This window comes from Evansella halocellulosilytica, from assembly GCF_002335745.1.
GTDB lineage: Bacteria > Bacillota > Bacilli > Bacillales > Salisediminibacteriaceae > Bacillus_CA > Bacillus_CA halocellulosilytica.
This window is the reverse complement of the sequence record NZ_NIST01000001.1, coordinates 3,912,072-3,924,282: the sequence shown is the minus strand read 5'-3', so window position 1 is coordinate 3,924,282 and position 12,211 is coordinate 3,912,072. Positions and strand designations below refer to the sequence as shown.

The following is a 12,211-nucleotide window of genomic DNA, read 5'->3' as shown; positions in this document are numbered from 1 at the left end:
GATATAGTTTTAGAAAATGACGATTAAAATTTTTATGCAATAAGAGGAGCATCTCGATGAAAAAAATTAGTTTATTAGGGTCAACTGGGTCTATAGGAACTCAAACGTTAGACATTATTCGTTCTCATTCAAATATATTTCAATTAAGTGCAATGAGTTTTGGTACAAACATGACAGAAGGACTCAAGCAAATTCATGAGTTTAAACCAGAAGTTGTCAGTGTTAAAACGAAAGAGATTGCGGACGAGGTACAAAAACTTGTTCCAACTTCTGTAAACGTCGTTTATGGAAAGAAAGGATTAATCGAAGTTGCAGCACATACAGATGCAGAGATTGTTGTCAATGCCGTAATGGGCAGCATCGGACTAGAGCCTACTTTAGCTGCAATTGAAGCGAAGAAGAAAGTTGCGATTGCAAATAAAGAGACACTCGTAACTGCTGGTCACCTTGTAACAGAAAAAGCAAAAAAATTCGGGGTAGAATTAATTCCCGTTGATAGCGAACATTCAGCGATTTATCAATGTTTAGAAGGTAACGTTGAAAAGGAAGTCAAAAAAATAATTTTAACAGCCTCTGGCGGTAGTTTTCGTGATCGGACGAGAGGAGATTTGGAAGGGGTTACGGTTAAAGATGCACTGAATCACCCAAACTGGTCGATGGGCGCTAAAATTACAATTGATTCGGCGACGATGATGAATAAAGGGTTAGAAGTGATTGAAGCAAAATGGTTATTTAATATAGATTATGAAAAAATTGATGTTATTTTACATAAAGAAAGTATTATACATTCTATGGTAGAATATATTGATGGTAGTGTACTAGCCCATCTTGGTACCCCGGATATGAAAGTGCCGATTCAATACGCGTTATCAAAGCCTTCTCGCCTAGAAGTACATGGTGGAAAGCCGTTAAACTTATGGGAAATTGGCGCACTTCATTTTGAAAAACCAAGCTTTGAGCGATTTAGGTGTTTGCAGTTAGCGTTCGACGCAGGTAGAGCGGGCGGAACGATGCCGACTGTATTAAACGCAGCCAACGAAGTAGCTGTGGAGGCTTTTCTAAATAATCAACTCTCCTTTTTGCAAATAGAGGAGGTTGTTGAAAGAGCTTTAAACGATCACACCAAAATTTCAAACCCTACGCTCGAAGAAATAATTTCGGTTGATGAAGATATTCGAAATGTTGTAAAAACCTATATGAATTAGAGGATGTGAATCCATGAATACATTGATTGCAATAATCATCATTTTTGGCTTGCTCGTGTTTATTCATGAGTTAGGTCACCTCATCTTTGCTAAAAGAGCAGGGATACTTTGCCGAGAGTTTGCTATTGGTTTCGGTCCGAAAATCTTCTCATTTAAAAAAGATGAAACGACATATACGATCCGTCTCCTGCCGTTAGGAGGTTTTGTCAGAATGGCCGGAGAAGATCCGGAAATGATTCAAATTAAACCTGGTTATGAAGTTGGCCTGCTATTTAACAGAGACGGTAAAGTAAATAAAATTATTATTAATAATAAGTCAAAACATCCAGATTGTAAGGTCATTTCAGTAGAAAAAATTGATATGGAGAAAGACCTTTTTGTACAAGGGTATTTGAATGATGAAGAAGGAATTGTTACGTACAAAATTGACGAAAAAGCTGAGTATGTCTATGATGAGCAGGCTACTCAAATCGCTCCTTACGACAGACAATTCGGTTCAAAAACAATTCCCCAGCGTGCAATGGCCATATTTGCAGGTCCTTTAATGAACTTCGTTTTAGCAGCTGTCATTTTAATGGCCTATGCACTTATTGCAGGGATGCCTGTAGATGAATCTGTTGTAGGCGGTGTGACAGATGATGGAGTAGCGATACAAGCAGGACTAGAAACCGGTGACAGAATTGTTTCCATTGAAGGTGAATCGGTAGAAACGTGGGAAGAGATGACGACCATCATTCAAGCGAGCCCGAATGAACCATTACAATTTGAGGTTGAGAGGGGTTCTGAAACATTTAATGTGTCCATGACACCACAAGAACGGATCAACCCAGAAGAAGAGGTTGATGGAGTTGTTGGCATTTACCCTCCAACAGAAAAGAATGTGTTAGGGGCAATCGGATTTGGTTTTACCCAAACATACGAATACACAGTGCTGATTATTGAAGCACTAGGGATGCTCATAACCGGACAGTTTAGCCTGGACCATCTTGCTGGCCCTGTAGGAATATACAGCTATACCGGGGAAGTCGCTGCGATGGGAATTCTCGTTTTAATGCAATGGGCTGCGATTCTCAGTGTGAATTTAGGAATCGTTAACTTACTCCCACTTCCAGCGTTAGACGGAGGACGTCTCATGTTTATTGGATTAGAAGCTGTTCGCGGCAAGCCTATTGACCCACAAAAAGAAGGACTCGTCCATTTTATCGGTTTTGCATTGTTAATGTTATTAATGCTCGTTGTTACTTGGAATGACATTAATAAATTCTTCTTATAAGAAAAGCGCAAGGCGCCCGCCTATCGGCGAAAAGCGATGCCTCTTCCTCTTCTAGCATTGCTCTGTGGTGATATCCGTCAACCGGGCAATACGCCACGTCCTGTGGCATGCCCCGCATTAGGACGTCCTGTCCGTCGAGGCAAATCGCTAGATCAGATCTTCGGCTAAAACCCCCGCGTCCTGCGGGGACGCCGAAGTCACCACATCCGTGTGAAAGCTCGTGATGTAAATGCTCTTTGGGGCTACCGACAGGAAGAAGTCCGAACTTAGACTTCAAGTGGTGGGGCGAAGCGACCTCGAGCCGAAAACAGCTGTCTCTTCCCCTTCTAGTATCACTTTAAAGCTAGATCCGTCAACCGGGCAGTACGCAACGTCCTGGGGCATGCCCGGCATTAGGACGTCCTGTCCATCGAGACAACTCGCTAGATCAGATCTTCGGCTAAAAGCCCCGCGTCCTGCGGGAACGCCGAAGTCACCACATCCTTGTGGAAGCTCGTGTAGGAAACGCTCGTTCCTGAAGTCTAGACATCAATCGAGAGATTGATATTTTATACTTTCTTATCTTATAAGAAAAGCGCAAGGCGTCCGCCTATCGGCGACACTCTTTACCAGCAACGATGGACCAATATAGAAATAGAGGTGACTGATTGATGAAACAAAGTACGTATTTATCACCAACATTAAGAGATATACCAAGCGATGCTGAAGTAAAAAGTCATCAATTAATGTTGCGTACCGGACTTATTAGGCAAAGTACATCTGGAGTATATTCATTTTTGCCACTTGGCCTTAAAGCTTTGCAAAAAGTTGAAGCGATCATTCGGGAGGAAATGAATCATTCTGGCGCACAGGAACTGTTAATGCCAGCTATTCAATCAGCTGAATTATGGCAAGAATCAGGACGATGGGAAGCGTACGGACCTGAACTAATGCGACTTAATGACCGACATAACCGAGAATTCGCACTAGGCCCGACCCATGAAGAGGTGATTACGACATTAGTGCGTGATGATGTCCGTTCGTATAAAAAATTACCGATGACGCTATATCAAATACAAAATAAATATAGAGATGAACGAAGACCGCGATTCGGTGTATTAAGAGCGAGAGAATTTTTAATGAAAGATGCTTATTCGTTTGATACAAGTTTTGAAGGGTTAGATGAAAGTTATCAGAAAATGTATGATGCATATACTCAAATTTTTACACGGTGCGGTTTAGATTTCCGTGCTGTTGTTGCCGACTCCGGTGCAATGGGTGGGAAAGATACACATGAATTTATGGTATTGTCAGACATTGGTGAAGATACAATTGCCTATTCAGATGAATCGGATTTTGCAGCTAACATTGAAATTGCTCCTGTCGTATGTGACTATAAAAATTCTGACGAGCCGGTTAAGGAATTAGAAGAAAAAGCTACGCCTGAACAAAAAACGATTGAAGACATTACTTCGTTTTTGCAGATAGATGAGAAAAAATGTATTAAATCAGTATTATTTATCGTAGACGATGAACCTGTATTAGTTCTTGTGCGTGGTGATCATCAAGTAAATGATGTGAAAATCAAACACGTATTTGATGCACAAATTGTTGAGGTTGCTACTAATGAAGAGACGAAAAAATGGATGAAGTGTGTCCCTGGATTTATTGGCCCTGTCAGAGCGGATGAGCGCATTAAAGTCGTAGCAGATCATGCTGTAGAATATATTGTGAATGGTGTATGCGGGGGAAATAAAGAACATACTCACCTTTTAAATGTGAACCCTGGACGTGATTTTACTGTCAATGACTATTACGATTTACGTAACATTCAAGAAGGTGACCCTTCCCCAGACGGTAAAGGGACGATTATGTTTAAAGAAGGTATTGAAGTTGGACATGTATTTAAATTAGGGACGAGATACAGTGAAGCGATGAATGCAACGTTCCTAGATGACCAAGGGAAATCGAAGCCAATGATCATGGGGTGTTATGGAATCGGTGTCTCGCGTACGTTAGCAGCTGTCATCGAACAGCACCATGATGAAAATGGCATTGTGTGGCCAGCATCCGTCTCACCATTTGATGTTCATCTTATACCAGTAAATATAAAGCAAGAAGATCAAAAGCAATTAGCTGATGAATTGTATAATCAATTACAAGGAGAACGATTAGATGTCTTGTATGATGACCGTACAGAAAGACCGGGAGTAAAGTTTAAAGACTCTGATTTGTTTGGGTTTCCTGTTCGAATCACCGTTGGGAAAAAAGCTGCCGAAGGAATTGTTGAATTGAAGCTGCGAAAAACGGGCGAAGTGATTGAAGTTCATAAAGATGAACTGATTCAAACAGTTAAAGGTTATTTACGTTAATTGTCTGATGTACTCTTCATTTCTCCACATGATGAAGCAAAGGTAGTCTTTTAAAGTGCCTGGCTTTCTCCATAAATGCAAAATATAGTCGCGAATTCTTTCTGTATTTTGTAATTGGAGCTGCCTGGCACTTTACTTTTGCATCAGCTCTATCCCATAGAGGATGATAGAATTCAAGAATATAGGAGGGCCTGACATGAATGATGAACGGCAAATTAGAAAAGAACGATTTCAACTTTTGCTAGAACAGGTCGTCATGCCAGATGATCTTATTCAGAACCATTTAAAGGATGGCTGGATAAAAAAGCTAGAAGTTTACAAAAGTGAAAAACGTTGGGATTTCACGATTCAGCTCCCAAAGCCGCTTCCTTTTTCGGCTTTTCAACTATTTCAGCACCAAATTGTAAATGGATTAGAACATATTGCAAAAGTAAATGTAATCCTTACTTATGATGAGATTATACCTTCAGATCATATTAGCTCTTATTGGCCATTTATCGTTGAACGTCTTCGTTCTTCAACGAACGGCTTAATAAAAAGACTGCAAGAGCAAACACCTTATATGGAAGGGAATAAGCTCACCCTTGCAGTCATGAATGAAACAGAAGGAGAAATGATTCATAGACGCATTAATGAACCGTTGCAGCAAGTGTTTTATGAACTAGGTTTCGGTAAAGTTACGGTTCAAACGACTGTAAAAGAGTCGAAAGAAGCGATTGAAAAGTTTAACGAGCAAAAAAAAGAAGAAGACCACTCAAAAGTAATCGAAGCGATGATCGAGAAGAAAAAGCAAGAAAACAAAGCGAAAGATTTATCAAGTGGCACATCTCTGTCTCTCGGTCTTGCTATTAAAAATGACATTCGACCGATCGAAGAAATTGTCGAAGAAGAACGACGCTTTGCTGTTCAAGGGTACATTTTTGATGCTGAAACGAGAGAACTTCGCAGCGGCCGTACGTTATTAACGTTTAAAATTACCGACTATACCGATTCGATCCTTGTAAAAATGTTCTCAAATGATAAAGAAGATGTTCCAGTATTTGAAGCAATTAAAAAAGGAATGTGGGTAAAAGTACGTGGACAAATCCAACATGATACATTTGTTCGTGATCTCGTCATGATAGCAAAAGACTTACAGCAAGTTACTCCAGTCGAACGAAAAGATGAAGCACCCGAAGGAGAAAAGAGAGTTGAACTACACCTCCATACTCCAATGAGTCAAATGGATGCAGTAACATCTGTTTCGAAATATGTTGAACAAGCGAAGAAGTGGGGACACAAAGCGATCGGTTTAACTGACCACGGAGTTTTGCAATCATACCCAGAAGCATATGGTGCAGGAAAGAAGAATGATATTAAGATTTTATACGGTTTAGAGGCAAATATAGTCAATGACGGTGTCGCCATTGCTTATAATGAACAACCACGGGAACTATTAACAGACACATACGTCGTCTTTGACGTTGAGACGACAGGGTTGTCAGCTGTTTATAATACGATTATCGAATTAGCAGCAGTGAAAATAAAAGACGGAGAAGTGATTGACCGCTTTGAATCCTTTGCTAATCCACATGAGAAATTAAGTCCGACAATTATTGATTTGACTGGAATTACAGATGATATGGTAGAGGATGCACCAGAAGTGGAAGAGGTTCTACGCAAGTTCAATGATTGGATTGGGGACGATATATTAGTTGCCCATAACGCGAGCTTTGATATGGCTTTTATTAATGCAGGATTCAAGAAGAGCGGTTTAGAAAAAGCAACGAATCCTGTCATTGATACACTAGAACTTGGTCGTTTATTATACCCACAGTTTAAGAATCACCGACTAAATACGTTATGTAAAAAGTTTAATATTGAGCTTGTTTCTCACCACCGTGCGATCTATGACGCGGAAGCTACAGGACATTTACTATGGAAAATGGTCAAAGACGCTACCGAACAAAATATTTATATGCATCATGAATTAAATGAGCAAACGACTTCCGATGATTATAAAAAAGGTCGTCCGTCTCACTGTATTATTTACGCAAAGAATAAAGAAGGATTAAAGAATTTATATAAACTCGTCTCATTATCGCATATAGACTATTTCTACCGTGTTCCTAGAATTCCTAAATCTGTCTTAAAAAAGTACAGAGAAGGATTGATAGTTGGGTCAGGGTGTGATAAAGGCGAAGTATTCGATGCGATGATGCAAAAAGCACCAGATGAAGTAGAGGAGATCGCTGAATTTTACGATTATATCGAAGTACAGCCTCCAGGAAATTACTATCATCTTATTGAAAAGGAAATTGTCCGTGACGAACTTGAATTAAAAGATATTATTCGTAAATTAATTGATTTAGGTGAAAAGCTAAATAAAAAAGTAGTCGCGACAGGAAACGTCCACTACTTAAATAAAAATGATTACATTTACAGAAAGATTTTAATAGGTTCTCAAGGAGGGGCGAACCCGTTAAATAAACAAACGCTCCCACAAGTTCATTTTCGCTCGACTGATGAAATGCTCGAATGCTTTAGTTTTTTACCGAAGGAGAAAGCAAAAGAGATTGTTGTAGACAATACACAGTGGGTCGCAAATGAAATCGACGAAATTCAGCCGATCCCAGATGATCTTTACACCCCTCATATAGAAGGGGCGGATGAAGAAATGCGTGACATGTGCTACAACCGCGCCCGTAGCATATATGGAGAAGAGCTTCCGGAGCTTGTCGTTTCAAGACTTGAAAAAGAATTAAATAGTATTATTAGTAATGGATTCTCTGTTATTTATTTAATCTCTCAAAAGCTAGTAAAAAAATCATTAGACGATGGCTATTTAGTTGGATCGCGTGGTTCAGTCGGCTCCAGCTTCGTTGCGACAATGACTGAAATAACCGAAGTAAACCCACTGCCGCCTCACTATGTATGTCCAAACTGCCATCATTCAGTCTTTTTTAATGATGGATCAGTCGGGTCAGGCTTCGACTTGCCTGATAAAGATTGTGAAAAGTGCGGGACGACATATAAAAAAGATGGACATGATATTCCTTTTGAAACGTTTTTAGGTTTTAAAGGGGATAAAGTACCGGATATTGATTTAAACTTCTCTGGAGAATACCAGCCTGTTGCACATAATTATACGAAGGAACTTTTCGGTGAAGAATACGTATACCGTGCTGGTACGATAGGAACCGTAGCTGAGAAAACGGCTTATGGATTTGTAAAAGGATATGAGGATGATTATCAGCTACAGCTTCGAGGAGCAGAAATAGACCGGCTTGTCTCTGGATGTACTGGCGTAAAAAGAACGACAGGCCAACATCCAGGCGGGATTATCGTCGTTCCTGATCATTTAGATATATATGACTTTACCCCTATCCAATATCCTGCAGATGATCGGTCATCAGAATGGAAAACGACTCACTACGATTTCCATTCCATTCATGATAATCTGTTGAAGCTCGATATTTTAGGACACGATGACCCGACAGTTATCCGTATGCTTCAAGATTTAAGTGGTATTGATCCACAAGATATTCCAGTTGATGACCATGAGGTATTTAAATTGTTTAGTGGAACAGAATCACTAGGTGTAACAGAGGAACAGATTATGTGTAAAACTGGAACATATGGTATTCCGGAATTTGGAACTCGCTTCGTAAGACAGATGTTAGAAGATACGAAACCGAGTACATTTAGTGAACTCGTACAAATTTCCGGGTTATCTCACGGGACCGATGTGTGGTTAAACAATGCAGCAGATTTAATTGCAGAAGGTACATGTGTCTTAAAAGATGTTATCGGTTGTCGTGATGATATTATGGTTTACTTAATGCATAAAGGATTGGAAGATTCATTAGCATTTAAAATTATGGAATTTGTTCGGAAAGGGAAAGGTCTTCAGGAAGAATGGATTGAGGAGATGAAGAAGCACGGAGTACCTGACTGGTACATTAGTTCCTGCTTAAAGATCAAATATATGTTCCCGAAGGCACATGCTGCAGCATACGTACTTATGGCAGTAAGAATTGCATATTTTAAAGTGTATCATCCAATTCTCTTTTATGCAGCATATTTCACAGTAAGGGCTGATGATTTTGAACTGGATACAATGGTTAGAGGTTCTGCGAGTATTCGAAAACGAATAGAAGAGATATATGCGAAAGGAAATGATGCACCGCCAAAAGAAAAGAGCTTAGTAACCGTTCTTGAATTGGCTTTGGAAATGAGTGAACGCGGGTTATCGTTTAAAAAGGTGGATTTATACCGCTCGAAAGCATCAGAATTTATCGTTGAAGGAGATTCACTCATCCCACCATTTAATGCCTTATCAGGCGTTGGGACAAATGCAGCTATAAATATCGTTAAAGCAAGAGAGGCGGGAGAATTCCTTTCAAAAGAAGACTTACGTGAACGCAGTAAAATTACGAAAACGGTCTTAGAACATCTCGATGAACACGGCTGTCTAGCAGGGATGCCAGAATCTAACCAGCTATCATTATTTTAAGCATAAAAATGTATAAACATGTTTCATACGTCAAATCACCGCTCGAATGGTATGAGTAAAATGTTAGAGCAGTTGGATGGAATCGGCGAGACACCTTCGGAAAAACGGGGCAGACGAGACCCCGCAAGGCGTTTTTCCTATGGATGCTCGGTGGTTCGTCCGCGGCAAAGAAGACACTGTGAATGCAAACGAAGTGATGCATGAACGGATGTGGCCTAGAGGTGAATGCGAGCAGATGCAGTCCAACAGAGCTACATGAGATACCAATTTACGAAATTGATCCAACAAAACAAAAAAAGGTATTCTAACCTTTTAAAAAAGTTGTCCACTAATAGTTGATGCAAACGCTCGAATATGTGAATTTGCAAGGTTTTAATGTTTATGGTATAGTAAAATGGAAATACTAAGAATAGCTACTTACGGAAAGAGTGGGGCAAACCCACTCTTTCTTTTGCCATCATTTACTGTTTTTTAAAAGTTTTAGCTGAAGGCAGATAAATTATCACAACATAGAGGCATCATACATTTATAATCGCTTTTCTCAAATAATAGATGTAGTTGAGCATGAATGGTAGGTTAAAGGAGGTTATAGTCGAATGGCAGGCAATGTTAAAGAAAAAACGGAAGAACTTGTAATACCAATCCTTGAAGAACTTTCACTTGAATTAGTTGATGTTGAGTTCAAAAAAGAAGGAAAAAGCTGGTTTCTCAGAGTATATATTGATGGAGAAAATGGTGTAGACTTAGACGACTGTACGAGAGTAAGCGAACAATTAAGTGAAGCTTTGGATCAATCTGATCCGATAGAGCAAGCTTATTACCTTGAGGTTTCTTCGCCAGGAGCAGAAAGACCTTTGAAAAAGGAGAAAGATTACTATAAATCAATTGGTAAGCACGTGAATGTAACTACATATGCACCGATTGACGGTGAGAAAACGTTTGAAGGCAAGCTTTTAAATTATGACGGTGAAACATTGACAGTCGAGTTAAAGGTGAAAACGAGAACGAAAGAAGTCACAATTCCATTAGAAAAAGTAGCTAAAGCACGACTTGCAGTCGTTTTTTAATATTTGAAAGGGGGAACAGAAATTCATGAATAGTGAATTTATGGATGCATTAACGACGATTGAAAAAGATAAAGGTATTGATAAGGAAATTATTTTAGAAGCAATTGAACAAGCGTTAATTACTGGTTATAAAAGAAACTTTAATTCTGCGCAAAATGTTCGTGTAGACATCGACAGAGATACCGGGGTTATCCGTGTATTTGCTCGAAAAGAAGTAGTCGAAGAAGTATTCGATGCAAGGCTAGAGATTTCAGTAGAAGCAGCGAAAGCGATTCACCCGCAGTATGAAGTAGACGATATTGTTGAAATCGAAGTTACTCCAAGGAATTTCGGAAGAATTGCAGCTCAAACAGCGAAGCAGGTTGTGACTCAACGAGTACGCGAGGCAGAGAGAGGCATCATCTATTCTGATTTTATTGATCGAGAAGAAGACATTATGACGGGGATCGTTCAACGCCAAGACCACCGCTTTATTTATGTCGACCTTGGCCGTGTTGAAGCATTGATGCCATTAAATGAACAAATGCCAAATGAATCGTATAAACATAATGACCGAATTAAAGCATTTATTACGAAAGTGGAAAAAACGACAAAAGGTCCTCAAATTATGATTTCACGTACACATCCAGGCTTATTAAAACGATTATTTGAGTTAGAAGTTCCGGAAATTTATGATGGGACTGTAGAGATTAAATCTGTATCAAGAGAAGCTGGGGACCGCTCGAAAATTTCTGTTCATGCAGAAGATCCAGAGGTGGATCCAGTCGGATCATGTGTCGGTCCGAAAGGTCAACGGGTGCAAACAATTGTCAATGAGTTGAAAGGGGAAAAGATTGATATTGTACGTTGGTCTGAGGATCCTAAAGTTTATGTCGCAAACGCATTAAGCCCATCCAAGGTTCTCCAAGTAACCGTTGATGAGGAAGAAAAAATGACCCAAGTGATTGTTCCGGATTATCAATTGTCATTAGCCATCGGCAAAAGAGGGCAAAATGCTCGATTAGCAGCGAAGCTTACTGGGTGGAAAATTGATATTAAAAGTCAAAGTGAAGCTGAAGAGCTTGGACTTTATGATCCTAACGCTCCGCAAACGTATGATGATTTCTCCGGTGATGAAATAGAGGAACCAGCATATGAACATGATACTGATGCTGACTTAACAGAATATGAGGAAGAGCGCGAAGATTAAAGGAGGCAGCACACATGGCTAGTAAGAAAAAAATACCTTTGCGAAAGTGTGTCGTTTCAAATGAAATGAAGCCTAAAAAAGACCTAATCCGCGTCGTAAGATCACCAGAAGGTAATGTGTTCGTTGACCCTACTTCTAAAAAATCCGGTCGTGGGGCTTATATTTCGAATGATGAAAACATCGTATTAGAAGCAAAAAAGAAAAATATTTTATCGAGACATTTAAAGGCTAATGTAACTGATGAATTATATGATCAGCTTCTAGAAGAAGTAAATAAAGGTTCTAAAGCATGACAATGGATGATAAATGGATACGTTTATTAGGGTTAGTTTATCGGGCGAAAAAATTAGTTGCTGGGGAAGAATTAGTGATAAAAGCGATTCAGTATAACAAGGTTCACTTTGTTATTATTTCCGCTGATGCATCAAGCAACACGATGAAGAAACTAACAGATAAATGCAAGTATTATAAAGTACCTTATGCTGTTATGAGTGATCGTCAAACGATTGGTCAGGCAATCGGTAAAGGAGAACGAGTCGTAGTTGCAGTACAAGATAAAGGATTCGCACAAAAGATGAAATCTTTAATTGAATAACTTTATAGTGTGACGATCCTTATTTGGGATTACGCA

The 12,211-nt window shown here is 39.5% G+C and carries 8 protein-coding genes; all 8 read left to right on the top strand.

The window, feature by feature from the left end; all coding sequences use genetic code 11:
- The first annotated feature begins 56 nt into the window (after nucleotides 1–56).
- The 8 genes from CD001_RS18585 (at nucleotide 57) to CD001_RS18540 (ending at nucleotide 12,175) form a co-directional block, all read left to right on the top strand.
- On the top strand, nucleotides 57–1,205 hold the full coding sequence (locus tag CD001_RS18585; RefSeq protein WP_096189091.1) for a 1-deoxy-D-xylulose-5-phosphate reductoisomerase: 1,149 nt from the start codon (nucleotides 57–59) through the stop codon (nucleotides 1,203–1,205).
- Between the two features lie 13 nt (nucleotides 1,206–1,218).
- Nucleotides 1,219–2,478, top strand: coding sequence for an RIP metalloprotease RseP (gene rseP, locus CD001_RS18580; protein ID WP_096189090.1), 1,260 nt, complete (start codon nucleotides 1,219–1,221; stop codon nucleotides 2,476–2,478).
- Nucleotides 2,479–3,128: 650 nt separating this feature from the next.
- On the top strand, nucleotides 3,129–4,829 hold the full coding sequence (locus CD001_RS18570; protein ID WP_096189088.1) for a proline--tRNA ligase: 1,701 nt from the start codon (nucleotides 3,129–3,131) through the stop codon (nucleotides 4,827–4,829).
- Nucleotides 4,830–5,025: 196 nt separating this feature from the next.
- On the top strand, nucleotides 5,026–9,324 hold the full coding sequence (locus CD001_RS18565; RefSeq protein WP_096189087.1) for a PolC-type DNA polymerase III: 4,299 nt from the start codon (nucleotides 5,026–5,028) through the stop codon (nucleotides 9,322–9,324).
- 596 nt (nucleotides 9,325–9,920) lie between these two features.
- On the top strand, nucleotides 9,921–10,391 hold the full coding sequence (gene rimP / locus CD001_RS18555) for a ribosome maturation factor RimP (RefSeq protein WP_096189085.1): 471 nt from the start codon (nucleotides 9,921–9,923) through the stop codon (nucleotides 10,389–10,391).
- Nucleotides 10,392–10,416: 25 nt separating this feature from the next.
- Nucleotides 10,417–11,580 carry a transcription termination factor NusA gene (gene nusA, locus CD001_RS18550; protein WP_096189084.1) on the top strand — a complete coding sequence of 388 codons (1,164 nt, stop codon included), beginning with the start codon at nucleotides 10,417–10,419 and terminating at the stop codon, nucleotides 11,578–11,580.
- Nucleotides 11,581–11,594: 14 nt separating this feature from the next.
- Nucleotides 11,595–11,873: an RNase P modulator RnpM gene (rnpM, locus tag CD001_RS18545; RefSeq protein WP_096189083.1), complete on the top strand. Its 279-nt coding sequence runs from the start codon at nucleotides 11,595–11,597 to the stop codon at nucleotides 11,871–11,873.
- Nucleotides 11,870–12,175 carry a YlxQ family RNA-binding protein gene (locus tag CD001_RS18540; RefSeq protein ID WP_306454083.1) on the top strand — a complete coding sequence of 102 codons (306 nt, stop codon included), beginning with the start codon at nucleotides 11,870–11,872 and terminating at the stop codon, nucleotides 12,173–12,175. Before rnpM ends, CD001_RS18540 begins: the two co-directional genes overlap by 4 nt.
- Nucleotides 12,176–12,211: the final 36 nt, after the last annotated feature.